Here is a 24176-nt window from a genome sequence, read left to right as displayed (position 1 = left end):
GATTTATGCAGAGACCTTTCCGTCGATAAACGGCAGCGTGCGCATAACCTGAAACTGAACTGGTTAACGCACGATGAGCCAAGATGTCCCTACAACCCGCCTGCTGACGATCAACGACGTTATGCGTCTAACCGGCTACAAGAGCCGTTCGTCTATTTACCGCCGCATGCGGCACCAGGATTTTCCACGCCCCGTAGTTCTAGGTGGGGGACGTATCCGCTGGCGATCCGGCGAGATCGATCAATGGCTCCAGAGCCTTCCCACCCAAACCTATCCCTGACGGGCTGATCCGGCCCCATTGCAACTAACCAGCCTGGGGCCGCCCGCATCTCCTTTAAAAATTGAACTTCACGGATTCGTGCCCAGAGCACGGAAAGGATACCCTATGCCTTTATTTCAGACTATCGCCGCCCGTTTGCGTGCCCGCTTTTTCCCCGAGGATGCCGCCACGTTCACCGTGCGGTCAACTCCGCGTATCGCTCACTTCGTCAAACCGATCATAGAGATGCTGACCCGGGAAGGCCGGACCGGCGACACCTATCGCTGCGCTGTCGCGCTCTGGCATCGCTGGGACGTGCCGCCCCTCAATGTCTACCTGGGAACGGCCTCCCTCTGCCGCATCGACGGCCCTTCGATAACCGATGAACGAGGCTACCGCCCGGCGGGTGGCTTGGTCGAGACGCCAGGCCTGACCGCGCGCCTCTCGTCTGAAGAGGCCCAAGACCTGGATATCCGCATCAAGGCGGGAATCGAGGCGAGCATCCGGCAATGGGCTGATGAGACCATGTGCGGCCGTTGGAAGATTACGCCTCAACATCAGTATCGGGGGGCGGCAGATGCATAAACCCCGGCACTTTTGCCTCGATGAGAGCCCCGATGCTGCGCATCGAGGCAAGGAAAGAGGAACACACCGCACGCACTGGCCTGCGGCTGAGTTTCGCGGCTTTTTACGGGTGCGATCCGGGTGCGCATATGGCGGGTGCTCGATACCTCGCGCTACGCCTGAGTTGGCCGAGGATGCGCGCCGGATGCGGGGAGAGGACTGACCATGAAGTTTGTTCAGCACTCCGTGCGCCTCCCTCTGACGCTGAGTAAGGCCCTGCAACGCGCCGCACAGGCCCGCGAGACCAGTACCTACGCCCTACTGCAACAGTGTGTACGGGTGGGCATTGCCTCGCTCTCCGATGACCAAACCGCGCCACAGCTCACTGCTGAGATTGCCCAGGAGATCGGGGCGCTTGCCGCGCGGCTGGCCCATGTCGAGCGCCTAACAGAGCGCACGCTATTTGTCGCGTGCGCCGCCTACACCTACGCCCGCGCCGCAGCCGGTCCTAGTGCAGATCAGAGCAAGCTCACTCAGGCTATTCAAGATGCTTTTACCCGACAAATTAAGCTTGCCGGAGATTCATAATGTCCAAAGACAGCAGCAACCGGGCGCATATTGCCGCCTTGCGGGCGCGTGACCGCGCCGATGGTCAAGTTAAATTCCGCTTCAATGCGCGCGTACTGGTGGGCAGCGCGCTGATCGGCGCATTGGCCTTTGGGGCGGTGATGACCAGTCCGCCGAAAATACAGGTTGATGCTGAATATGGCATAGCCGCCTTCAGCAGTTTTCTCCTGTCAGATTTAGCGTCTGACCCGGAGATGACGATAGCCTGGCACGGCCAAACCGCGCGCACTGGGGTCAAAGAATGGGCAAGGTTCCAGCCATTGCGCCAGGAAGCGGTAAGCTTTGCCCGAACCCTCGGGCTGGGTAGCGGATTGGGCTTTGCCGGAGGAATGGTTGGCCTCTGGCTGACGTCTGACCGGCGGCGGCGCAAGCAAGAAGAGCGCCTGGCGGATCGGGTCATCCGGGGTACGCGGATGGTCAGTCAAACGACCCTGGCTGACATGACAGCCGAGGAAAACAACGAACCGCGCCTGCAATTTGGCGACGTCACCCTGCCAAGTGGATTGGAAACCCGGCACGTCGCTTTGATCGGCACAACCGGCGGCGGCAAAACAACGCAGCTCCGACTTCAGCTCGATGTCATAGAAACCCGAGGCGAGGCAGCGTTGGTATACGACACCAGCGGCGAATTCGTCGCCAATTATTACGATCCGGCACGGGGTGATATCATTTTGAACCCGTTTGATCAGCGCGGAGCATTTTGGAGCCCCTTCGCTGAGATTATCCACCCAGCCGACGCCGACCGGATTGCCCGTTACCTCATCAATGAGACCGGCGATGAAGATAAGGATATTTGGCTGGAGACATCCCGCAATCTCGTTTCAAACATAATACGAAATCTCTGGCGTGATGAGAAATGCACATTAAAAGGATTACTGAATGCGCTGCAATCTATGCCGCGCCAGGAGCTGGAAAGCTGGTTAGCCAACACATCATCGGCCCGTACCTTCGAGAAAAGCGCCGACCGTGCCACCGCCAGCGTGCTGTTTATGTTGGTCAAGGCGGTGAGCTTGCTCATGTTCTTGCGCACAACGCCTCGGGATGGTGAGGCTTCCTTCTCGGTTTCCAAATTTTTCAAGGGGATTGACCAGCATAGGGGGCGCAAACCATGGATATTTGTGCCGCGTCAGGAAGATTTTTTCGAGGCCATGAAACCGCTAATGGCTCTGTGGCTCGAATGTGCCGCGTCGGCCATGCTGGGTTTGTCCGCCAGCCCAACCCGCAGAGTGTGGTTCCTGCTGGACGAATTGGCAGACCTCCCCCGGGTCCAGAACCTCGAACGCCTTTTGCCGCAGGGCCGCAAATTTGGTGCTTGTGCCATCCTGTCCTTCCAAACCATCGGTCAGATGCGCGGGCATTACGGCCCAGATGGTAGCGAGGCTCTCTTGGGCTGCTGTAACAGCAAATTATTTCTCCAAATGAGCGACCATGCCAGCCGGGAATGGGCATCGGCAACCATAGGCAGCGTCGAGGTGGAAATCCCGACCCTGGCCGAGATGTTCGACCCCAAAACGGGCAAACCGCAGCGGACCTTGAGCACGATGCGCGAATTACGCGCCGCCGTGCTGGAAAGCGATCTGCGCTTGCCCAAACACACCGGCTATCTGCTGCTGCCTGATGGCTTACCAGTGGCGAAGATCAAGCTGACGAATGACCATATCATCGCGCGTGGCCCGGCCAGGCAGCCTGACTTCATCCCCGCCGATGTTTCGGAAACACTCTGGGGCGGATTGCAGGAGGCCGAAGAGGCCCAGAAGGCTAAAACGCACGGCGCCCCTATCCAGGGTACAATTCTTGGACCGGGGCCGGTGTGATGGTGGCGACAATCTCCGCCCTGACCAGCGCCGGGCAGGCCGCCAGGTACTATGAGGCAGATGAATCTTACTATGCCGAAGGGGGCCTTGCCCCCTCGGAATGGTTGGGCCACGGCGCGCAGGTACTGAACCTGGCCGGGACCGTTGACCGAGAGCAGTTCGCCCGCCTGCTGGAGGGGCATGTCGCCGGTCAAAGCTTGGGCACGATGCGCGACGGTGAATGGGAGCACCGGCCCGGCTGGGATGTGACCTTCAGCGCACCCAAATCCGTTTCGATCATGGCTGAGGTGACGGGGGACCGCCGCCTCATCGCTGCCCATGAGCGGGCTGTGAAAACCGCGCTGGGACTGGCGGAGCAGCATTTTACCGCCACCCGCATCCGGGAGGACGGCTCTGTCCGGCGGGAGGCGACCGGCAATCTGGTCATCGCCTCTTTCCGGCATGGCACCAGCCGGGCGCTCGACCCGCAGCTTCATACCCACAATGTCATTCTTAACATGACCCGCGATGAGGCCGGGCAATGGCGCAGCTTGGAACCGCGCGCGTTCTACCAGATGCAAAAGCAGATGGGCGCCGTTTTTCGCCAGGAGTTGGCTGCCGAAGTGCAGCGTCTTGGTTACACCATTGAGCGCGGCAAGGATTCGACCTTCGAGATTGCCGGTATTGGCGAAGAAACCCTGGAGGCGTTCAGTCAGCGCAGTGCGGCGATTGAGGCCCGGTTGGCCGAGCGGGGCAAAAGCCGGGCCAAGGCCAGCGCCGCCGAGAAGCAGATCGCCGCGCTGGATACACGGCTGGCCAAAGAAGCCTTACCTCATGCCGAGCTGATCGGCGCATGGCGTGAGGCCGCCGATACAGCCGGATGGGATGAACAAGCACGGCGGGGTTTGGTTGCCCAGGCCGAGGCGCGGGGAAATGCCACCCTCAGCGTTGACCAGGAGTTTACACGCGAGCTGGCGGCTGACCGGGCCGTGGCGCAGGGGGCGGCGATGCTGGGCGAGCGGCAATCCGTATTCTCCACCACGGCGCTGCATGAGGCGGCGGGGCGGTTTGGCATGGGCCGCGTTGGACATGATGACATTGCCGCCGCCATCGCCCGCTCGGAGAAGACCGGCGGGTTGGAGGCGCGCGCGTGCCTTGACCGGCGCGGAGTGACGTTTGAGGGCTTCACCACCGCCGCCAGTATCGCCAACGAGACCACGATGTTGCGGCTGGAAGAGCAAGCCCGTCAGCAGGTGGAACCGATCTTGTCTCCGGTTGCCGCCGCTCGTGTTGTTGCCGAGGCCGAGCGGCGCAGCGCCCATCAGGGACATGGCTGGACCGACGAGCAGCGGATAGCGACGGGGCAAATTCTTGCCAGCCGCAACCGGGTTATTGGTTTGCAGGGGGCGGCAGGCACCGCCAAAACCTCCACGGTGCTGACGACCATCGCGCGGGAGGCCGAGGCGCGGGGCATCCAGGTGGTAGCACTCGCCCCCACGGCATCGGCGGCGCAGGTTTTGGGAGAGGCGCTTGAGGTCCGCGCCGACACGTTGGCCCGGCATTTACTCGCGCCAGGCCGCCCCACAACGAAGGAGCGGCTATGGATTGTGGATGAGGCTTCGCTGATTTCAACCGCCGATGCCGCTAAGCTGTTGGGTTTGGCCGAATCCCACTGGGCGCGGGTGCTGCTGGTGGGTGACACGGCGCAACTTAGTTCCGTTGAGGCAGGCGCTGCCTTCGCCCAGCTACAGGGTGCTGGCATGGAAACTGCCCGCCTCACCCAAATCCTGCGCCAGACCAACGAGCACGCCAAAACAGCGGTGGAGGCCAGCTTGGCTGGTGATGCCAAGAAGGCCCTGGCCGCCCTGGATTCGGGCGGCGGGCGCATCGTCGAGCAAGGCACCCGCGAGGCCCGCTTTGCCCAGATCGCCCAGGATTACGCCAGGTTGGACACCAAAGAGAGGCGCAAGGCGCTGGTGATCGAGCCGTCCCGCGAAGGGCGTGATACGCTGACCCAGGAAATCCGCCATGCCCTTGCCGATCGTGGCCAGCTTCACGGCCCGGCGATCACCGTGCCAAGGTTTGTTTCCAAGGATATGACCCGTGCCGAGGCCAAAGACCTGCACAGCTATGCCATCGGCGACATGATCCGCTTCGCCAAGGATTATGCCGACAAGGGCGTATCCAAGGCGCAGGCCTACCGGGTGACCGGCATCGACACCGGCAAGGCGGCGATCTTGCTGGCTGACCAGACCGGCAGGACGATCGACTGGCGGCTTCGCCAATGGGGGGCGGCGCAGTCTCAAGCCTTCAGCGCCGAGACAATTGAGCTGCGGGCGGGAGATAAGATGCAGTTCACCCGCAATGACCGCGCCCTGGGGCGGATCAACGGCCAGCAGGGCGAGATTACCGCCATTGACCCCGGCACGCGCAGTGCCACGGTCCGGCTGGCCAGGGGCAAGGTTGAGACGCTTACCCTGGATAGCCCCCGAGACCAGCACATTGCCCACGCCTATGTGGCGACAGCCTTCGCGGCTCAGGGGCGAACCGCTGAGCGAACCTTTATCCACGCCGATAGCGCCGCCACGAACCTGCTGGATCAAAAGAGCTTCTATGTAGCGCTCTCCCGCGCCAAGGAGGCCACCGCCATTTACACCAATGACCGGGGCAAGCTTGTGAGTGCTCTACTGGAGCGCGCGGGACTAAAGCAAACCGCGCTTGGCGCGGAGGTGAATGCCGGTATGGGGAGTCGCACGGCGCAGGAGCATGAAGCTGCCTCATCCGAGGGTCTGGCGCTTTAATAAGCCTCGATTAGGAAGCTGGGGCTTTACGAGTATCTGCCTGTATTGGGCGTTGGGCGGTTACGGCCATCGGTGCGAATTCAGAACGGCCCTTGACGCGTAAGCACCTTGCTTCCATTATAATTTGCCGTCAGGAATCGGTTTGGCGGTCGGACTGTTGAGACTGTCAACCTCGATATGGTGACCCGGCCACATGGTGCCGACAAGCATCACGATGACCGCCGCCAGATTGAATGAGACATCGAGCATCGCTCGAACCTCCACGGTTACATTATACCACCTCGCGTTTCGAGACCCGTGTTAGCGAGGCGTTTGGAGTTGAGATGCTGAACGCAAAGGCTGACAGAAGGTGGCGTGCGTTCGGGGGACGCCCGGTTTTGGCCGGAGCCCAGGGTCAGGGCCAGTCCCCCGAACTCTGCGAGAGGGGGACCGCGTGCCGCCAGATTGGCTGAAGCCGCGCCGCTATCGGCACTTTGACCTGCCCGTCAATGACGCCTTTGCCCGCAAGGTGATGGACCCTGCCGTAGTGTCGCGGCACGCATTCTCACCGCTCATCCACTACGCGAAGACAGAGACACGCTACAAAAAATGCGCAACGACTGGGACGCGGAAGATCACTCAGAAAGAACGCCCAATCAAATATGCGTCCCACCGGGATGCCTGCATTCTTTCCTACTATGCCCATCAGATTAATCAGGCGCTCGACGCCCGATACAAGGCGACAGGCATCTCGGACAACGTCATCGCTTACCGTGCGCTTGGTCTGGGCAACTATGATTTTGCAGCAAAGGCTATGGCTTTCGCGCAGGCAGCGGCCCCTGTCGTATTCTTGGCTTTCGACATCACGAGCTTTTTTGATACTCTCGACCATGGCCTTCTCAAGCGGCGGCTGAAATCTCTACTGGGAGTCATCGAGCTTGCGGATGACTGGTACAAGGTCTTTCGCTTCATTACCCGCTTTCACTATGTCGATCTTGAAGAACTGAAGGCCCATCCATTGTTCGGGCAGCGCCTCAAGGAGAGAAGCCGTAACCGGATCGCCAGCATGGAGGAGTTGAAGGCGGAGGGGATTGCCTTTCATGCCAATCCGGAGTTGGCCAAAGGTCATCGTCGCGGAATCCCGCAGGGCACACCAATTAGTGCCGCTATCTCCAATCTCTACATGATGGACTTTGACGCAGCAGCCAGAGCTTGTTGCGATAAGGTCAGTGCGTTCTACCGTCGCTATTCCGACGACATTCTTGTCATTTGCAGACCTGAAGATGCGCTGGCGATAGAAGCCGAGATTTTAGGTCTGATCACTGCTGAAAACCTGGAGATTGCTCCGCACAAGACCGAAAAGACTCTTTTCGAGAAGGGGCGGGCTATGCCCAGCACCACTAAAATGGCGCAATATCTCGGTTTCACTTTTGGCGAAACAGGAGCCGCGATTCGTGAAAGTTCACTCGCCCGACAGTGGCGCAAGATGAAACGAGCCATACGGCGTGCCAAAAAATCAGCGCAGTGGCGTGCCGTAGCGGGAGCACCAAGTAAAGTGCACACAAAGAAGCTTTACCGCCGCTTTTCGTATATCAAAATTAATGAAGAAGGGGCACTCCGGACACTTCGAAATTTTTCATCCTACGGCAGGCGCAGTGCAACTGCCTTTGGCACAAACCAAAAAATTATCCGCCAGGTGAGGCGCTTCGAGCAAGCTGCACTAAGAGAGATTGCAAAACTCAACGAGCTGTAAAAATTAGATTTTTTGACCTTCGGCTCCTTCCAGGCCGTATCCCTTACTCGTCCTTGCAACCATACTTGGCCCAAATGTGTGAACGCACCCTTTCCCCGGTTGCAATCCCTGCTCCATGAATTAACCAATGGATGCACATTACGAACACCGGAGACTTGGATACCATGGCACGAGGGCGGCCACGTAAATCGGGCGAGACTACTAAATCGGCACAAAACCCTGCTCCGGAAGGGCAATTGGCCCTGGAACGCGACCTCTTCGCCGCCGCCGATAAACTGCGTAAGAATCTTGAGCCATCGGATTACAAGCACGTCGTTCTTGGTTTGATCTTCCTGCGTCATATTTCCCTAGCTTTCGAGGCTAGGCACGAAACCCTGCTGCGCGAAGACCCCGAAGCTGCCGAGGACCGCGACGAGTATATAGGTGAGAACATTTTCTGGGTGCCTAAGTTGGCTCGCTGGTCTCATCTTGAGTCTAATGCCCCGCAGCCCACCATCGGCAAGCTCATTGACGATGCCATGGCCGCCATTGAGGCCGAAAACCCCACCCTCAAAGGGGTATTGCCGAAGGACTATAACCGCCCCGCTCTCGATAAGGTGATGCTGGGCGAGCTCATCAACCTCATCTCTGGCATCGCCCTTGGAGTCGAGGGCGCCAAGGCCCGGGACCTGTTGGGCCGCGTATACGAATATTTCCTGGGCGGCTTCGCGGGCTCCGAGGGCAAGCGTGGCGGCGAATTCTATACCCCCCGCTCCGTCGTGCGCGTGTTGGTGGAAATGCTGGAGCCCTTCCCGGACCTTGCGCGTGGCGTAGAGGGGCGGGTTTATGATCCGTGCTGCGGCTCGGGCGGGATGTTTGTGCAAGCCGAGCGGTTTTTGGAAGCCCATGGCGGGCGCATCGGTCAGCTCGCCCTCTATGGCCAGGAGAGTAATTACACGACCTGGCGCCTCGCCAAAATGAACCTTGCCGTGCGTGGAATCGATGCCAGCGGCATCGCCTGGAACAACGAGGGCAGCTTCCACAAGGATGAATGGCGCGACAAAAAATTCGACTTCATCCTCGCCAACCCCCCTTTCAATATCTCGGACTGGGGCGGCGAACGCCTGCGGGAGGATGTGCGCTGGCAATTCGGTGCCCCGCCCGTGGGCAACGCCAACTACGCCTGGCTGCAACATATCGTCCACCACTTGGCACCCAACGGCACGGCGGGTGTGGTGCTGGCCAATGGCTCCATGTCCTCCGCCCAGAGTGGCGAGGACGTTATCCGCCGTGCCATGGTGGAGGCCGACGTGGTGGATTGCATGATCGCGCTGCCCGGCCAGCTTTTCTACTCCACCCAAATTCCCGCGTGCTTGTGGTTCTTGAGCCGCAACAAGAAGAATGGCCGCTTCCGCGACCGCCGGGACGAAATCCTGTTCATTGACGCCCGTAAACTCGGCGCGTTGGTGGACCGCACCCGCAAGGAGTTCTCAGACGCCGATATCGAGCAAATCTCCCGCACCTATCATGCCTGGCGCGGCGAGGCTGAAGCAGGTGATTACGCCGACATCCCCGGCTTCTGCAAGGCCGCCAGCCGGGCTGAGATTGCGGGGCACGGCTATGTGCTTACCCCTGGCCGCTATGTGGGGGCAGCGGAGGCGGAAGAGGATGATGTGCCGTTTGCCGAGCGATTCGCGGCCCTGAATGCCACGTTGGAGGCCCAATTCGCCAAGGCCGATGAGCTCACGGCCGCCATCCGGGAGCGGCTCAAGTTGGTGACCCCATGATATGTGCGCGAAACTCGGTTTTTATGGACATATCGACTCGACATGTTCATAAAACGAAGTTTTTTTAACATGTCTGGGTTCTCATGTTAAAGCCAACATACATTATCCCGAAACTGCCCCCTGCGGTGGACCTTGAAACCGTACCGGTGTTGAAGGCGCTGGCAGCGGCCAACCGCGCGCTGGCGGAGCTCAAGGGCCGGGCGGCGACGATCCCTAACCAGGGCATTCTCATCGACACGCTGGCTTTACAGGAAGCGAAAGCCTCCTCCGAGGTGGAAAACATCGTCACCACTCAGGATGAGCTGTTCCAGGCCGACCTCTTCCCTGAAGGCCCGCAATCGCCCGCCGCCAAGGAAGTAGCCTTGTACCGCGATGCGCTGCGCCTGGGCTATGCCCACCTGCAACAAACCGGCGGGTTGATCCGCAATGGCACGCTCATTGATATGTTTCGCCTGCTCAAGCGCCGGGACGATGGGTTCCGCGCCACGCCCGGCACGGCGCTCAAAAACGAGTCCAATGGCGAGATTGTTTTTGTGCCGCCGCAGGATGCGCAGGAGATATTGGCGCATATGTCCGCCCTGGAGCGGTTTGTGAACGATGATGGTGTCTCCGGCCTCGACCCGCTGATAAAAATGGCGCTCATCCATCACCAGTTTGAAAGCATCCACCCTTTCCCGGATGGCAATGGCCGCATTGGCCGTATCCTCAATGTGCTCTACCTCACCCGCACAGGGCTGCTGGACATTCCCATCCTCTACCTCTCCGGCCACATCACCCGCACCAAATCCGATTATTACCGGCTGCTGCAAACCGTGCGCGACACGGGGGAGTGGGAGGCTTGGGTGATGTATATGCTGGAGGCCGTGGCGCGGACAGCGCAAACCACCTTGGGCCTGGTGGAAGGCATACGCGGCCAGATGGTCAGCGTGAAGCAGCGCATGCGGGCGCAACTGCCAAAACTCTATAGCCAGGAGCTTCTTAACAATCTGTTCCGCCATCCGTACACGCGCATCGAATATGTGCAGAAGGAGCTTGATCTGAAATCACGCCAGACGGCGGCGAAATATCTTGATGCACTCGCGGAGGCTGGGTTTGTGGATAAGCACCAGGCCGGGCGGAATAATTATTATATCAATACGGCGCTCGTGGGGTTGTTTCTTGCCATGCCGGAGGGGCGGTCGTGATGGGTGAATGGACTGACGTCTCTCTCGGTACTCTTGCTGCACCTAATAACGGCGCAATCGCCATCGGCCCTTTCGGCTCTGCGATGAAAGCAGATACCTATGTGCCCTCGGGCGTTCCTGTTATTCGAGGAACAAATATTTCAAACACCCGGGCATGGAAGGGCGATTGGGTTTATATATCTGATAACTTCGCTGACTCCATGCCTAGGTGTGTAGTCAAACCTAGCACACTTGTTTTCCCTCATCGTGGCTCCGTGGGCGAAGTTGCCCTGGTGCCAACAGGCGCATATTCACGTTATTTTCTGTCCACCAGCCTTATGAAAATTGATCTGGACGAAAAAAAAGCTAATCCACTTTTTGTCTATTACTTTTTTAAGTCACGGGCTGGCCGAGAAGAAATTCTAAAGTATGCCTCACAAGTAGGCACACCCGGAATTGGGCAGCCCTTAGCATCCTTGAGATCATTCAAACTCCCGTACCCGCCATTGCCAATCCAGCGGGGGATTGCGTCCATCCTGGGGGCCTTGGACGACAAAATCGAACTCGACCGCCAGATGAACGAGACGCTGGAGGCGATGGCGCGGGCGGTGTTCAAGGATTGGTTTGTCGATTTCGGCCCCACCCGCGCCAAAGCCGAAGGCCGCCCCCCCTACCTCGCCCCAGAAATCTGGTCCCTCTTCCCCGACCGCCTGGATGATGAAGGCAAGCCGGAGGGGTGGGGCCAAAGACGTGTCGAAGATATTCTTGAGCTCGCCTATGGCAAGGCATTGAAGGCAAGCGAAAGGTCGGCTGGACCGGTACCGGTTTACGGGTCGGGTGGCGTTACCGGATACCACAATGAGGCATTAGTTGAAGGTCCATCCGTCATCATTGGCCGAAAAGGAACTGTGGGGGTACTTTATTGGGAAGACCGCCCCTTTTTTCCGATCGATACGGTCTTTTATATAAAGCCGATGGCTCCACTAACTTTTTGCTACTATCACTTACAGACACTTGGCCTGGAATCTATGAACACCGATGCGGCGGTACCCGGTCTAAATCGCAACAACGTTTATCGTCTCCCCGTGCCTTGGAGCGACGACGAACTAAGGAACCAGTTTGACCGATTAGTTGCACCATTGCGTCAGCGAATGCGGTCGAATTCCGAGGAGACCGAGACCCTAGCCGCCACCCGGGACCTTCTCCTGCCCAAGCTTATGTCCGGCGAAATCCGTGTCCGCGACGCCGAAAAAGTCCTGGAGGCCATGGCATGATTGAGGTTATTCCCAATCTCTTTGTTGGATCGGAGACGGATGAGCGGCGCCTTAGCGGTCAAGCAGGCTGGTTTTTCATCCATGCCTGCAAAGAACCGTATCATAGCCGGGCTTTAGGGTACGCTCCGGGCAAGAGCGCACCTAAGGGCGCAGAGTATTTTTATGCGTGGCGCGAAGGGCAGCTTATTCTCAACCTCATTGACGCACCGAATCCAAACTTCATTCCGGTAGAAATCATCGATGTGGCAATCGAGACCATCCACAAAAATATCAGCCACTCCAAAATCCTACTCCACTGCAATCAGGGTCAATCTCGGTCGCCAAGTATCGCGCTCCTTTATCTACTGAAACATACGGATATTCTTGCACAGAAGAACATTGTAGCGGCGATTGCCGCCTTCCAAGCAATCTATCCACCCTATGCCCCCGCTCGGGGTATGGCTGAGTATGTCCGCCTTAACTGGAACCGTTACGCACAAGCTGATTCGCTATGAATTCTTGGGCCGATTTGTGGAGCGCGTTAACGGGCATCGGCACTTTAGCTTTGGCTATCGCGACATTCTGCGTGATCCGCCAAGGCCAGCAACAGCGTAAGGATGTCGAGCGCCAGCACCGAGACCGCCTCAAGCCCATATGCTGCCTTACACCCTATAACAATGTTGACCCATGGGCCGGGCGAGGAGAGCTAATCAAAAGTATTGATCCTTCACCGGAAGCGCCCAGCTTTGGCCGCATAGTGATCAATTGCATGCTGCAAAATATAGGCACCGGCCCAGCCCTGAAGCTGAAACTCAGGTTTCGATTTCTCGATATGAATGGCTGGATGACAGAGCCGTGGGAGTTGTCAGCGCTTGGCGCAGGAGCGTTTTATGGCAGCCCAACCGATCCGCTTGTCATACCCATCCGCCTCCACGAGAAATTTAATATAACCGATTTTCAATCGATAACGGGCAAGCCGTGGGAAATTTGGCTCGATTATGAGGATGTGTTCGGCAAGAAATTTCAGACTGCGCATTACAAGATGCTGTTCAATCCTGATCCAGCTACGTTTGAATGGACAACGCCGCCTCCTGGGCAGGAACCAAAGGCGATAATGCGCCCCATCCCATGGCTGAGTTACATTGAAGACGGAGAGCGTGCGTGACGCGTTTTACCGAAACCCATGTCGAAGATGCGGCTTTGGCCTGGGTGTCGGAGCTCGGCTACTCTATCCTGCATGGGCCAGATATCGCGCCCGACAGCGCCCACCCTGAGCGAACAAGTTATGATGAAGTCATCCTCTCTGCCCGCCTGAACGCGGCCGTAGCACGACTCAATCCTACCATTCCGGCAGAAGTGCAGGCGGAGGCGATCCGCCGCGTGCAACTCGCCGAATATCCCGGCCTGGTGGAAGAAAATCGTCGCCTGCACCGCTATCTGGTGGAAGGTGTGCCGGTTGAGTTTGCGGCACCTGACGGCACCATAAAAGGCGATTTGGTAAGGCTAGTGGATTTTTCCAACCCGGCCGCAAATGACTGGCTGGCCGTCAACCAGTTCACCGTAATTGAGCAGAAGACCAACCGCAGGCCGGATATGGTACTGTTTCTCAACGGCCTACCGGTCGTTGTCATAGAGCTGAAAAATGCTGGCGATGAAAACGCCACGCTGGATGGCGCCTTCAACCAGTTGCAGACCTATAAGGCACAAATTTCCGCCCTGTTCCGCACCAACGCCGCGCTGGTCATTTCTGATGGGTTGAGCGCGCGCATCGGCTCCCTCACCGCCGACCGCGAACGCTTCATGCCCTGGCGCACCGTCAGCGGCGATGGCGTGGCCAAAGGCATGGCGGAACTGGAAATCCTGCTGAAGGGTGTGCTGGACCAGAGGCATTTGCTGGCACTGCTGCAGGATTTCACGTTGTTCAGCGATACTGGCAGCGGCTTGGCAAAAGTCATCGCGGGTTACCACCAATTTCACGCCGTGCGCCGCGCCTTAGACCACACAGTGCAAGCCACAAGAAGTGATGGGGACAGGCGCATTGGCGTGGTGTGGCACACGCAAGGCTCAGGCAAGAGCCTCCTTATGGCTTTTTACGCCCGCCAGGTGATCCTGCACCCGGCCATGAACAACCCCACCATCGTGGTGCTAACCGACCGTAACGATCTGGACGAGCAGCTCTTCAACACCTTTGGCCAATGCAAAGACCTGTTACGTCAGACGCCGCAGCGTGCCGAGGGTCGTGATGAATTGCGCAGACTGCTTACCCGCTCCTCCGGTGGTGTGATCTTCACCACCATTCAGAAATTCATGCCCGAAGATGACGAGCGGGATTTCCTGCTAATGACAGATCGCCGCAACGTGGTGGTGATGGCGGACGAGGCCCACCGCAGCCAGTACGGCTTCAAAGGCAAGATTAACGCCAGGGGGGGCCAGGTTTCGTACGGCTTCGCCAAATACCTGCGCGATGCCTTGCCAAATGCCTCGTTCATTGGCTTTACCGGCACGCCGATTGAGACCGGCGATGTAAACACGCCGCAGATTTTCGGCGATTATATCGACGTATACGACATCAGCCGCGCCGTGGCCGACGGTGCGACCGTGCCGATTTATTATGAAAGCCGTTTGGCCCGCATTGAGCTTCCCGAGGAAGACAAGCCCCGGATCGACGCCGAGATTGCGGAACTGACGGAAGACTTGGTTGAGGGCGAAGAAGATCGGCTGGGGCGCAAATATGGCAGCGTGGAGGCCGTTGTCGGCTCCGAAAAGCGATTGGCCTTGATCGCCGCTGATCTTGTCAAACACGCGGAGGCCCGCTTTGCCGCGCTTGATGGCAAGGCGATGGTGGTGTGCATGAGCCGCCGTATCTGTGTGGCGCTCTACGATGAAATCGTGAAACTCCGCCCAGAATGGCATAGCGACGACGATGATGCCGGGGTAATAAAGGTGGTAATGACCGGCGCCGCCTCTGACCCGGCGGCCTGGCAGCCACATATAGGCAAGCGCCCCAAGACAAGGCGCGAACTGCTCGCCAAACGCGCCAAAAAGCCCAACGATCCGCTAAAACTCATCATCGTGCGCGATATGTGGCTGACCGGATTCGACGCACCCAGCATGCACACGATGTATGTCGACAAGCCTATGAAGGGCCACGGGCTGATGCAGGCCATAGCCCGCGTGAACCGTGTGTTCCGCGATAAGCCGGCCGGGCTGGTGGTGGACTATATCGGCATCGCCCAGAACCTGAAGACCGCGCTCGGCCAGTATTCCGGTGCTGACCGGGCACAGACCGGCATCGATGAGGAAGCCGCCGTGGCGACGATGATGGAGCGCTATGAGGTCGTGCGCGACATGTTCCGCCCGGACACGGCCGCGGGCTTCGATTACCGCCCGGCAATGGCCGAGGCCGCCACGCCGCAACTGCGCCTTACCGTGATGGCGAGGGCGATGGACTGGATTTTGACGCTGCAACAGGAGCTGGCGGCGGAGAAATCCAAGGAAGAGGAGAAAAAGCGCGCCCACCTCCACTATGCCGACGCGGTTCTGCTTCTCTCCAAACTCTACGCCATAGCCGCCGCCAGCGAGGAGGCCCGCGAAATCCGCGATGAGGTGGCGTTCTTCCAGGCCGTGCGGGCCGCCTTGATCAAGACGACCGCCAGCACCGGCCGCAGCGCCGCCGAGCGAGAGCTGGCAATCCAACAGATTGTCAGCCGGGCCGTGATCTCCACCGAAATCGTGGACATCATGGCGGCAGTCGGGCTGGACCGCCCGGATATTTCTATCCTATCCGATGAGTTCCTGGCCGAGGTCCGTGACATGGACCAGAAAAACCTGGCCATCGAGGCATTGCGCAAGCTGCTCAACGGCGAGGTCCAGTCCCAAGGCAAGCGCAACGTGATCCAGGCCAGGGCTTTTTCGGACCGGCTGGACGCGGCAATCGCCCGCTACCACGGCAATGCCGTGACGACGGTGCAGGTGCTGGAGGAACTAATCAACCTGGCCCAGGAAATCCGTGAGGCCCGCGAGCGCGGCGAGGAAAGCGGCCTTAACCCTGACGAGATAGCGTTCTATGACGCCCTGGCTGACAACCAAAGCGCCCGCGACCTGATGGGTGAGCCTGCCTTGCGGGTCATTGCCCATGAGCTGGTCGAGGATATCCGGAAAAATATCACCGTCGATTGGGCGCATAGGGTCTCCGCGCGGGCCGATATTCGGCGGAGGGTTAAGCGTATCCTACGGAAATATGGCTATCCCCCTGACCTCCAAGACACTGCGGTACAAAATGTCCTTGAACAAGCCGAGGCGCTTTCTGCAGAGCTGGTTTGAGTGAAAGAGGCATTTTTTCGAGGGGGCGCAGGTAAATATGAGGGTTTTAGTGTGGGATAATATCTAATATCTCTAAATTAATTCAATTATTTCAGTGATTTATATAAAAATTTATTCGGACACCCTCTCCGCCAGACCCGCTTTTTATTATCTTGATATTTAATAATTTTTCCCTTTTTCGGCAAGATTTGCCCACAAATTTGTCCCAAACTCCGATAATGCTCTCCGGATCACAATTTTATGGGACCGTTCGGACATCTTTAAGCTGCGCGTGGTCTGACTGAAGGCATGCCATGACGGCGTATTCTGCGGGCGTTGTGATGGCGACACGCCGCGAGACTAGTGGCAGTAGATAAGGTTAATAAGCATCACACGTCCGTGATCAGCAAAATTGGCAATATGTAGCAGCCACACTCAAAAACCAAGGTCGGATCGAGGTTCGTCTAGCTGACGTTAAGCAGGTGGTGATCGAGGGCATAGTGGCGAAAGCGGTGGTGACGGAGCCGCTAAAGGCGCTGGGAAGAACTCTGGTTACGGATTCCGTAGAATTCCTCCGTGGATTGAGATTTTCATTTGCCAACGATTTCGAAGTCCTGATCCAGTTCCTCCCACGTAAGATCGACATGGGTGCCCGCGTCTGGACACTCTTCCAATTCCCCATTCGGCCAAATCCACCAGCCAAATGAGCCCCTATCCTCATCATTCTCAAGGTCATCATCGTAGATGCCCTCTACGAGACGAATAATCCTTCGCATCTCCGTAGTGCTATTTAGCAATGACAGATCAATACAGGGATTGTCTTTATCAAAGGGATAAATGCGAAAAATTTTTGGGGATGGTGCGATTAACGTCCGCCAGAAAGCCAAAAACCCCACCCCGCGTTGTGCAGGGTGGGGCTGCAGTCAGGTCTGGTCGGCCGCCTGATGGGCGCCGAACAGGCCGGCCGTGAGGGCGCGGCCATGGGCATCGAGACGCGCGACGAGATCCGCGCGCGCCGTGTCCAGCATCAGAAGGTCGCCGGCCAGGAGCCGCTCGGGATCATCTCCCGCCGCGGCATGGGGGCGGTCTTCAGGCGCCGTGCGCATGAGGCCGATGAGCTCGGCCAGCACCGCGGTCGCGTTGTAGAGATCGTCCAGCGTATGGACGAGCTCCAGCTTCGCGCGCGCATCAGCACGCAGCGCCTGGATCAGCGTTGTTGTGGTCATGTTCAGTTTCCAGAAAGCATCAGCCCGAGACGCACCGGCATGGATGATCGTGCCGGTCAGGCAGACGGAACCGCCCCGCGTGGTATAGTCCACGCGGGTGCGTCAGGGTTGCGATGCAAGGATGTCTGCATGAATAATATAGCATAAATACAGACATATATCTATATAAATATATGATTATATTGATATTTTATGGCGCCTATATGTGAGTCCCCCTCCTCCGCGCGAGCAGGGTGCGGGCACGCAGCCTGAGCTCCTCCCGCTCGGCCTCCAGCGCCGCATTGGCCTGACGTGAGGCCTCAAGCATGGTCGCCTTGAGATAATGCCGCTCGACGACCTGCTCGGACGACCCGAGCACCGAAGCCGCAAGGCCGGGCTGGTCGGGTGCGATCGCGGCCAGCGCGGTCGACATTCCGCTGCGCGCGGCGTGGGGGGCGAATGCTTGCCCAAGTTCCCGGGCGGTCAGGCGGCGGAACATCTGCATGATCCCGGCATACTCGAACGGTGAGCCGTCGACGTTTCGCCAGAACGAGGGCCCGGGTTGGGCTCCGCCCATCAAGGGCAGGATCTCGTCGACGTAGTAGCGAAAGTGCGGCAGCAGGTGCGACGGCAATTCGCATTCGAGACGCCGCCCGTTCTTTACCTCCTTCGCCGCAAAGCGAAGCAGCACAAGCTCGCCCTGGTCGATAACCAACTGACCGAACCGCATCACCGTCAGCGTGCCATTCCGCCCTTCGACGCCATCGCCACACGCTACGACAAAACCGCACGAAACTTCCTCGCAGGCATCTGCCTCGTCCTCGCCGTCACATCATGGATCAGGTGAGTCCAGAGCCTCGCGCCAGACCACGTCAGGAAAGCCGCTGCTTCAGACGCAACTACCGCGTCAGCGGCTTAGTTCGATACCCACAGGGCCTAGTATCGCTTGTAGGGAAGAAATTTCCCGCTCATTGTAACCTTCACGCGGTCGCCTTTCTGGTCGGGCTGGCGTTCGATCGCCATGTCGAAGTCGATCGCGCTCATGATGCCATCGCCGAACTCTTCCTGGATCAATTCCTTCCAGCTTGTCCCGTAGACCGAAACCAGCTCGTAAAAGCGATAGATCAGCGGATCGGTCGGGACCTCAGTCGGCAGCGACCCGCGATAAGGAATTTCTGCCAGCAGCGCGGCCTCCTCAGGATCGAGACCGAACAGCATTGCCGCCTTTTCGGCGGTCTCGGCGGTCATGGACATCTGGCCCATACAGGCTGCGCAGACCCAGACGGGCGAATGGCCGAGCCGCGCGGCAATCTCCGTCCAGCTCAAGCCCTTGGCCTTCTTGATCTGCAATATCTTGCGCCCGAGGGCGGTTTTGGCATCGTTCATCCACTCGTTCCTTCGATCTGCACAGCATGTGCGTGGTGACTGGATCATGACCGATCCTGTCGGAAACTGGTCGTCCACGGCGGCTAGTCGGGGGGCGTATCGTGTTGCCAGTCCTGCTTCCGGCCGTCGAGGCCGCCGGCGTTCACGATGAAGGAGACGACGGCGTCGACGCCGTTTCCTGCCTTGATGTTCGTGAACACGAACGGACGATCGCCACGCATGCGCCGGGCATCGCGGTCCATCACCTCGAGGCTGGCTCCAACCAGCGGCGCGAGATCAATCTTGTTGATCACCAGCAGGTCGCTGCGGGTGATGCCAGGACCGCCCTTGCGCGGAATCTTGTCGCCCGCGGAAACATCGATCACGTAGATCGTGATGTCAGCAAGTTCGGGGCTGAAGGTTGCGGCAAGATTGTCGCCGCCGGACTCGATCAGCAGCAGATCAAGCCCCGGGAACCGGCGGGAAAGCTCGGCACAACCGGCAAGATTGATGCTGGCATCCTCCCGGATGGCGGTGTGCGGGCAGCCGCCGGTCTCGATGCCCATGATTCGCTCGGGAACCAGCGAGCCGGCGCGCGTGAGGAACTCCGCATCCTCGCGCGTGTAAATGTCGTTGGTGATCGCAGCGATCTCGAAGCGATCGCGGAAGGCCCGGCAAAGAGCGTCCATCAGCGCGGTCTTGCCGGAACCGACCGGGCCACCGATGCCGACGCGCAAGGGTCCATGTCTTGTCATGTGCGGAAAAGCCTCGTGTGTGTTGTTTCGTGTTGCATGGAGGCAATGTCCGCACGCGGACAGGCGCTCCAGAGATCGTCCGGGGAGGCGTCGCAAGTTGCCGCGGCAACTTCCAGGATGATCGCCTCAAGCCTCGATTGCAGGGCCAGCCCGGCGGTTTGGCCCAGCGGGATGAGCCGCACGCCGGCGGAGACCAGCCCGGCGCTCCAGGCATGCAGATAGCCGGCAACGGCGGTGTCCTCGCCGAAATCCTGTGCCCCGGCGACCGTGCCGAAGGCGACCGGGTAGGCGAGCGGGCGCAGATCGCGGAGCTGCCGGGCAAGCGCCGCGGGCATCCAGGGTGACGCGGCGATGGCAAAGGCATCACCCTGCTGCAGGGTTTCGAGCGCCAGTTCCGCGGAGGGGGCGATGGCCCGGGCGAGCAGTGCAATCGCCGCGAGGTCGGCGCCGGAGGGATCGCCGGCCACCGCCCGATACGACAAGCGGAGCAGGATCGCATCGTTCCGCCCGCCGCCCTCGGTCAGCATCGCCGCCAGCCAGTCCGTGAGCTGGGCGTCATTCGCGATGTCGCCTGCGTCGATCGCCTGTTCGAGGCCGTGCGAATAGGCGAAGCCGCCGATCGGGAAGGCCGGCGACAACAGCGTCAGCAGGCGAATCAGCCCGCCTGACCCTATGCCGCCGCTGGTCGTCAATGATGATGCCCGTCATAGGCCCCTGACTCGGGGTCGAACGGGGCGGTGACAGGAGTTACCGTCGCGCCGAGCCGGCGGACCATATCACCGATCACGTGATCGTCGCGAATCAGGAGCGAACCGCATTCGTCGCCGGGCTGAAAGGCAACATCGAGATGCCGGTTGCCGAGATGCCACGCGATACGGATCAGCAGGGCTGGGGGCGCGGCGATGCCGATCAGCGACTCGGGTGCGGCAATGACCCGCACGATCCCCTTATCGCCGCAGTCCAGACCATCGCCATCTCGCAGATGGGTGGCTTCCGCGAGGTCTAGCAGAAGGTTGCGCCCGCCATCGGTGGTCAGCACCAGACGCCGGCGGTGACGGCGGTCATAATCGAGGGTCACGCTGTCGGTAGCGCTGTCGCCTAGCCATCCACCGGCCCGGATCACTCGTTGCGCGCGCATCAGAACAGGAAATACCGTTGCGCCATCGGCAAGACCGCGGCGGGTTCGCATGTGAGCAATTCGCCATCGGCGCGGACGTCGTAGGTCTCGGGGTCGACCTCGATCAGCGGGGTGGCCCCGTTCAGGATCATCGAGGCCTTAGATATGCCGCCGCGGACATTCGCAACCGGGCGAACCATGCGCGACAGGCCGAGTCGCGAGCCGATGCCGTCCTCGAACGCCGCCGCGGAGACAAAGGTCACGCATGTCGCGGCAAGGGTGCGACCGAACGCACCGAACATCGGGCGCGCATGCACCGGCTGCGGCGTGGGTATGGAGGCGTTCGGATCGCCCATCATCGCCATCGCGATCACCCCTCCCTTGATCACCAGATCGGGTTTCACACCGAAAAACGCAGGCGACCAGATGACGAGATCGGCGAGCTTGCCGACCTCGACGGAGCCGACCTCGCGCGACAGCCCATGCGCTATGGCCGGGTTGATCGTGTATTTGGCGACGTAGCGGCGGATCCGCGCGTTGTCGGCGGCGGCATCGCTTGCCTCGTCGCCGATTGCAAGCTTGCCGCGCTGGACTTTCATCTTGTGGGCGGTCTGCCAGGTGCGCGTGATCACCTCGCCGACCCTGCCCATCGCCTGGCTGTCCGAGGCCATCATCGACAGCGCGCCGAGGTCGTGCAGAATATCCTCCGCGGCGATCGTCTCCCGCCGGATGCGACTCTCGGCAAAGGCCAGATCCTCGGGGATCGAGGCGTCAAGATGATGACAGACCATCAGCATATCGAGATGTTCGTCGATCGTGTTGACGGTGTAGGGGCGCGTCGGGTTCGTCGAACTGGGCAGGACGTTGGAAAAGCCGGCGACCCTGATGATGTCCGGCGCATGTCCGCCGCCCGCGCCCTCGGTGTGGAAGGCGTGGATCGTCCGCCCCTTGAAGGCCGCGATCGTGTCCTCAACGAAGCCACTCTCGTTCAGTGTGTCGGTATGGATCATCACCTGCACGTCGTGGCGATCCGCGACCGAAAGGCAGGTGTCGATCGCCGCCGGGGTCGTGCCCCAGTCCTCGTGCAGCTTCAGCGCGCAGGCGCCGGCGCGAATCATTTCCTCAAGCGCCGCCGGGGCCGACGCATTGCCCTTGCCGGCAAAGCCGAGATTGACGGGCAATCCCTCGCTCGCCTGCAACATCCGCGCAAGGTGGAAAGGCCCTGGCGTGCAGGTGGTCGCGGCGGTACCGGTCGCCGGGCCGGTGCCGCCCCCAAGCATGGTGGTGATGCCGGAAGCGAGCGCCTCCTCGACCTGCTGCGGACAGATGAAATGGATGTGCGCATCGATGCCGCCGGCGGTCACGATCTTGCCTTCGCCGGCGATGATCTCGGTGCCCGGTCCGATCACGATGGTGACGGCCGGCTGGATGTCGGGATTGCCAGCCTTGCCGATGCCGCTGATCCGGCCGTCACGGATGCCGATATCGGCCTTCACGATCCCCCAGTGATCGATGATGAGGGCGTTGGTGATGACGGTGTCGGCGGCGCCATCTGCCTGCGCGCGCTGCGACTGCCCCATGCCGTCGCGGATGACCTTGCCGCCGCCGAATTTCACCTCCTCGCCATAGACCGTGAAATCGCGTTCGACCTCGGCGAAGAGTTCGGTATCCGCGAGCCTGACGCGGTCGCCGACGGTTGGGCCGAACATATCGGCATAGGCTGAGCGCGGGAGACGTGCCATCAGTCGAGGTCTCCCATGACATGGCCCCGGAACCCGACAACACGGCGGGCGCCCCGGAGCGGAATCAGCACCACCTGCCGGCTCTGGCCAGGCTCGAAGCGGATCGCGGTGCCGGCCGGAATGTCGAGCCTGCGGCCTCTCGCCGCCTCGCGATCGAACCGTAGGGCCGCATTGGCTTCGGCGAAATGGTAGTGGCTGCCGACCTGTATCGGCCGGTCGCCGGTGTTCGCGACATCGAGCGCGATCCCCTCGAGTCCGTCGTTCAGGACGATCTCTTCATCGGCGCAAATGATTTCTCCGGGAATCATCCTGTTCTCCTGGCGCCCTTTCCGATCCCGCCGGACCGGATACGGCACGCTTTCATGTTGATAAACGCTGCGTCCCTGGCCGACCGGATGACGCGTTAGCGAATCGGCCGGTGGACGGTGACGAGCTTGGTGCCATCGGGAAACGTCGCCTCGACCTGGACGTCGTGAATCATCTCGGCGACACCCTCCATGACCTGTGCGTGGGTGACGACATGCGCGCCTTCCTCCATCAGCGCCGAAACGCTGCTTCCGTCACGCGCACCCTCGACGATAAAATCGGTAATCAGGGCAACCGCCTCCGGGTGGTTCAGCTTGACGCCCCTTGCCAGGCGCCGTCGGGCGACCTCGGCAGCCATCGCCACCAGCAGCTTGTCTTTCTCACGTGGAGTCAGGTTCACCGTTCTCTCCCTTCAGCACGACCAGACCCGCGGCATCGCCCGGCCCTGCCGCAGCACGCCCATCGATGCGAGCAGGGCACGCCGCAGTTCGGCGCCATCCGCCGCAACGATCCGGCCCACGAGCAGCCCGTCCCAGGCGCTTGCACCCAGCTGAAACGATGCCAGCGCATCGCGCAAGGGGACAAGACGCTCGCCCGCGTCCGGACAGGCTAGCAAGATCGTTGCCATCGCCGCCGCGCCGCCGAGGGCGGTTGGCCGTTGGCGCCAGGCGGCGACCTGCCCGGGCGGCCGGAAAACCTCGTGAAATCGCAGCACGCCGTCGCGTGTCAGGGTGATCGAATCCCGCAGCCTGGCGGTCTGCACCGTCTCGCCCATCGCTGCCCGGCCAAAAATGATCGCCTCGATGCCGAGAAAGCGGGCAGAGCCTGTCATGTTGATCACCAGTTGCCGATCGAGTGAACAACGGTCGAACAGGATCGTCTCCTGAGGAAGGAAGTCGCAGCAGGCTCCGTCCGCAAGGTTAATGCTCGTGACGATGCGCGATGCAGGGTCCGAGGGCAGCGCACGGTAGAGGCGTTCCGCACCCTGGGTAGTGACAGTCAGGGACGTAGCAGCGCCACAATCGACATCCAGCGAAAGGCTGTCGCCGCCGGCAACGCCGCCCGCCGTGTTCAGCAGAACCGCGGTCGGCGCCGATGCCGATGTTTCGCGTGGCAGCCGGAGGCGCAGCGACCCGGATTGATGGAGACGACCAAGCACGGTCTTTCCGGCCCTCCGTGTCACGCCGATCCTCGCTGCGCTGATCGCACGTTGGCGGCCGCCGGAGACACACTCCCCCCCTGCCGAACCGGCACCGCTGCCAGGCGATACTGCAACAAGGTTGGAGCCCACGAACATTTTCCCCGACATCGCTCGAAATTACAGCACCGCCCTCCGGCGGGCGACGGTGCAAATTCGCCCGGTCTGATAAGGGGCGGCCATACGTCAAATGCCCGATACCGCGAGGCAACGAATGACGCCTACCGT

At 60.1% G+C, this 24176-nt stretch carries 24 protein-coding genes; 13 read left to right on the top strand and 11 right to left on the bottom strand.

The window, feature by feature from the left end:
• Positions 1-73 precede the first annotated feature (73 nt).
• From HUW10_RS13640 to mobF, 5 genes are all read left to right on the top strand, one after another.
• Positions 74-280 (top strand): AlpA family transcriptional regulator, encoded by a 207-nt coding sequence (locus tag HUW10_RS13640; RefSeq protein ID WP_174503998.1) that lies wholly within the window; start codon positions 74-76, stop codon positions 278-280.
• 105 nt (positions 281-385) lie between these two features.
• On the top strand, positions 386-844 hold the full coding sequence (locus HUW10_RS13635; protein WP_174503997.1) for a hypothetical protein: 459 nt from the start codon (positions 386-388) through the stop codon (positions 842-844).
• A 204-nt stretch (positions 845-1048) separates the two neighbouring features.
• Positions 1049-1411: a hypothetical protein gene (locus tag HUW10_RS13630; RefSeq protein WP_236656395.1), complete on the top strand. Its 363-nt coding sequence runs from the start codon at positions 1049-1051 to the stop codon at positions 1409-1411.
• On the top strand, positions 1411-3264 hold the full coding sequence (locus HUW10_RS13625; RefSeq protein WP_174503996.1) for a type IV secretion system DNA-binding domain-containing protein: 1854 nt from the start codon (positions 1411-1413) through the stop codon (positions 3262-3264). The genes HUW10_RS13630 and HUW10_RS13625 overlap by 1 nt, the downstream gene beginning before the upstream one ends.
• The gene (gene mobF, locus HUW10_RS13620) at positions 3264-6044 is read left to right on the top strand and encodes a MobF family relaxase (RefSeq protein WP_174503995.1); all 2781 of its coding nucleotides are present in this window, start codon (positions 3264-3266) and stop codon (positions 6042-6044) included. Before HUW10_RS13625 ends, mobF begins: the two co-directional genes overlap by 1 nt.
• Before the next feature lie 117 nt (positions 6045-6161).
• Here the strand turns inward: mobF and HUW10_RS18475 are convergent, their stop codons facing one another.
• Positions 6162-6293 (bottom strand): hypothetical protein, encoded by a 132-nt coding sequence (locus HUW10_RS18475; protein ID WP_255540072.1) that lies wholly within the window; start codon positions 6291-6293, stop codon positions 6162-6164.
• 184 nt (positions 6294-6477) lie between these two features.
• Between HUW10_RS18475 and HUW10_RS13615 the strand changes: the two genes are divergently transcribed.
• The 7 genes from HUW10_RS13615 to HUW10_RS13585 all read left to right on the top strand — a co-directional run bounded on the left by HUW10_RS13615 (position 6478) and on the right by HUW10_RS13585 (position 16281).
• The gene (locus HUW10_RS13615) at positions 6478-7776 is read left to right on the top strand and encodes a reverse transcriptase domain-containing protein (protein ID WP_174503994.1); all 1299 of its coding nucleotides are present in this window, start codon (positions 6478-6480) and stop codon (positions 7774-7776) included.
• A gap of 164 nt (positions 7777-7940) precedes the next feature.
• Positions 7941-9542, top strand: a complete 1602-nt coding sequence (locus HUW10_RS13610; protein WP_174504888.1) for a class I SAM-dependent DNA methyltransferase — start codon at positions 7941-7943, stop codon at positions 9540-9542.
• A gap of 125 nt (positions 9543-9667) precedes the next feature.
• Complete coding sequence (locus HUW10_RS13605) at positions 9668-10726, top strand: Fic family protein (RefSeq protein WP_236656394.1); 1059 nt, start codon at positions 9668-9670, stop codon at positions 10724-10726.
• Positions 10726-11979, top strand: coding sequence for a restriction endonuclease subunit S (locus tag HUW10_RS13600; RefSeq protein ID WP_174503992.1), 1254 nt, complete (start codon positions 10726-10728; stop codon positions 11977-11979). Before HUW10_RS13605 ends, HUW10_RS13600 begins: the two co-directional genes overlap by 1 nt.
• Complete coding sequence (locus HUW10_RS13595) at positions 11976-12473, top strand: dual specificity protein phosphatase family protein (RefSeq protein ID WP_174503991.1); 498 nt, start codon at positions 11976-11978, stop codon at positions 12471-12473. The genes HUW10_RS13600 and HUW10_RS13595 overlap by 4 nt, the downstream gene beginning before the upstream one ends.
• On the top strand, positions 12470-13123 hold the full coding sequence (locus tag HUW10_RS13590) for a hypothetical protein (RefSeq protein ID WP_174503990.1): 654 nt from the start codon (positions 12470-12472) through the stop codon (positions 13121-13123). Before HUW10_RS13595 ends, HUW10_RS13590 begins: the two co-directional genes overlap by 4 nt.
• Entirely contained in the window at positions 13120-16281 is a 3162-nt protein-coding gene (locus tag HUW10_RS13585; protein ID WP_174503989.1) for a type I restriction endonuclease subunit R, read from the top strand. The genes HUW10_RS13590 and HUW10_RS13585 overlap by 4 nt, the downstream gene beginning before the upstream one ends.
• 902 nt (positions 16282-17183) lie before the next feature.
• On the opposite strand, the gene HUW10_RS13580 is transcribed toward HUW10_RS13585, so the two are convergent.
• On the bottom strand, positions 17184-17486 hold the full coding sequence (locus HUW10_RS13580; protein ID WP_174503988.1) for a hypothetical protein: 303 nt from the start codon (positions 17484-17486) through the stop codon (positions 17184-17186).
• Positions 17487-17685: 199 nt separating this feature from the next.
• Entirely contained in the window at positions 17686-18099 is a 414-nt protein-coding gene (locus HUW10_RS13575; RefSeq protein WP_174503987.1) for a hypothetical protein, read from the bottom strand.
• On the opposite strand from HUW10_RS13575, the gene HUW10_RS13570 reads away from it, so the two are divergent.
• Positions 18088-18312 (top strand): hypothetical protein, encoded by a 225-nt coding sequence (locus tag HUW10_RS13570; protein WP_174503986.1) that lies wholly within the window; start codon positions 18088-18090, stop codon positions 18310-18312. The two genes, HUW10_RS13575 and HUW10_RS13570, sit on opposite strands and share 12 nt — an antisense overlap.
• Positions 18313-18401: 89 nt before the next feature.
• Here the strand turns inward: HUW10_RS13570 and cynS are convergent, their stop codons facing one another.
• The 8 genes from cynS to HUW10_RS13530 form a co-directional block, all read right to left on the bottom strand.
• On the bottom strand, positions 18402-18851 hold the full coding sequence (cynS, locus tag HUW10_RS13565; RefSeq protein ID WP_174503985.1) for a cyanase: 450 nt from the start codon (positions 18849-18851) through the stop codon (positions 18402-18404).
• An 83-nt stretch (positions 18852-18934) separates the two neighbouring features.
• Positions 18935-19585 (bottom strand): urease accessory protein UreG, encoded by a 651-nt coding sequence (gene ureG, locus HUW10_RS13560; RefSeq protein ID WP_174504887.1) that lies wholly within the window; start codon positions 19583-19585, stop codon positions 18935-18937.
• On the bottom strand, positions 19582-20277 hold the full coding sequence (locus tag HUW10_RS13555; protein ID WP_174503984.1) for an urease accessory protein UreF: 696 nt from the start codon (positions 20275-20277) through the stop codon (positions 19582-19584). The genes ureG and HUW10_RS13555 overlap by 4 nt, the downstream gene beginning before the upstream one ends.
• Positions 20274-20723 (bottom strand): urease accessory protein UreE, encoded by a 450-nt coding sequence (locus HUW10_RS13550; protein ID WP_236656393.1) that lies wholly within the window; start codon positions 20721-20723, stop codon positions 20274-20276. The genes HUW10_RS13555 and HUW10_RS13550 overlap by 4 nt, the downstream gene beginning before the upstream one ends.
• Positions 20723-22444, bottom strand: a complete 1722-nt coding sequence (gene ureC / locus HUW10_RS13545; protein WP_174503982.1) for an urease subunit alpha — start codon at positions 22442-22444, stop codon at positions 20723-20725. Before ureC ends, HUW10_RS13550 begins: the two co-directional genes overlap by 1 nt.
• A complete protein-coding gene (locus HUW10_RS13540; protein ID WP_174503981.1) occupies positions 22444-22752 on the bottom strand; it encodes an urease subunit beta in 309 nt (102 codons plus the stop codon). The genes ureC and HUW10_RS13540 overlap by 1 nt, the downstream gene beginning before the upstream one ends.
• Before the next feature lie 95 nt (positions 22753-22847).
• The gene (locus HUW10_RS13535) at positions 22848-23150 is read right to left on the bottom strand and encodes an urease subunit gamma (RefSeq protein ID WP_174503980.1); all 303 of its coding nucleotides are present in this window, start codon (positions 23148-23150) and stop codon (positions 22848-22850) included.
• 12 nt (positions 23151-23162) lie between these two features.
• Positions 23163-23909, bottom strand: coding sequence for an urease accessory protein UreD (locus HUW10_RS13530; RefSeq protein ID WP_217425399.1), 747 nt, complete (start codon positions 23907-23909; stop codon positions 23163-23165).
• Positions 23910-24176 lie beyond the last annotated feature (267 nt).

Source organism: Acidiphilium sp. C61 (assembly GCF_905116885.1).
Taxonomy (GTDB): Bacteria; Pseudomonadota; Alphaproteobacteria; order Acetobacterales; family Acetobacteraceae; genus Acidiphilium.
This window is presented reverse-complemented; position numbering and strand designations above follow the sequence as displayed.

What these genes read in the sequence shown, in the direction of transcription:
- ureC (WP_174503982.1), bottom strand. Translation starts at nt 22,444, where the DNA reads ATGGCACGTCTCCCGCGCTCAGCCTATGCCGATATGTTCGGCCCAACC.
- HUW10_RS13625 (WP_174503996.1), top strand. Translation starts at nt 1,411, where the DNA reads ATGTCCAAAGACAGCAGCAACCGGGCGCATATTGCCGCCTTGCGGGCG.
- HUW10_RS13635 (WP_174503997.1), top strand. Translation starts at nt 386, where the DNA reads ATGCCTTTATTTCAGACTATCGCCGCCCGTTTGCGTGCCCGCTTTTTC.
- cynS (WP_174503985.1), bottom strand. Translation starts at nt 18,851, where the DNA reads ATGAACGATGCCAAAACCGCCCTCGGGCGCAAGATATTGCAGATCAAG.
- HUW10_RS18475 (WP_255540072.1), bottom strand. Translation starts at nt 6,293, where the DNA reads ATGCTCGATGTCTCATTCAATCTGGCGGCGGTCATCGTGATGCTTGTC.
- HUW10_RS13610 (WP_174504888.1), top strand. Translation starts at nt 7,941, where the DNA reads ATGGCACGAGGGCGGCCACGTAAATCGGGCGAGACTACTAAATCGGCA.
- HUW10_RS13600 (WP_174503992.1), top strand. Translation starts at nt 10,726, where the DNA reads ATGGGTGAATGGACTGACGTCTCTCTCGGTACTCTTGCTGCACCTAAT.
- HUW10_RS13550 (WP_236656393.1), bottom strand. Translation starts at nt 20,723, where the DNA reads ATGCGCGCGCAACGAGTGATCCGGGCCGGTGGATGGCTAGGCGACAGC.
- HUW10_RS13540 (WP_174503981.1), bottom strand. Translation starts at nt 22,752, where the DNA reads ATGATTCCCGGAGAAATCATTTGCGCCGATGAAGAGATCGTCCTGAAC.
- HUW10_RS13595 (WP_174503991.1), top strand. Translation starts at nt 11,976, where the DNA reads ATGATTGAGGTTATTCCCAATCTCTTTGTTGGATCGGAGACGGATGAG.
- mobF (WP_174503995.1), top strand. Translation starts at nt 3,264, where the DNA reads ATGGTGGCGACAATCTCCGCCCTGACCAGCGCCGGGCAGGCCGCCAGG.
- HUW10_RS13640 (WP_174503998.1), top strand. Translation starts at nt 74, where the DNA reads ATGAGCCAAGATGTCCCTACAACCCGCCTGCTGACGATCAACGACGTT.
- ureG (WP_174504887.1), bottom strand. Translation starts at nt 19,585, where the DNA reads ATGACAAGACATGGACCCTTGCGCGTCGGCATCGGTGGCCCGGTCGGT.
- HUW10_RS13590 (WP_174503990.1), top strand. Translation starts at nt 12,470, where the DNA reads ATGAATTCTTGGGCCGATTTGTGGAGCGCGTTAACGGGCATCGGCACT.
- HUW10_RS13580 (WP_174503988.1), bottom strand. Translation starts at nt 17,486, where the DNA reads ATGACCACAACAACGCTGATCCAGGCGCTGCGTGCTGATGCGCGCGCG.
- HUW10_RS13630 (WP_236656395.1), top strand. Translation starts at nt 1,049, where the DNA reads ATGAAGTTTGTTCAGCACTCCGTGCGCCTCCCTCTGACGCTGAGTAAG.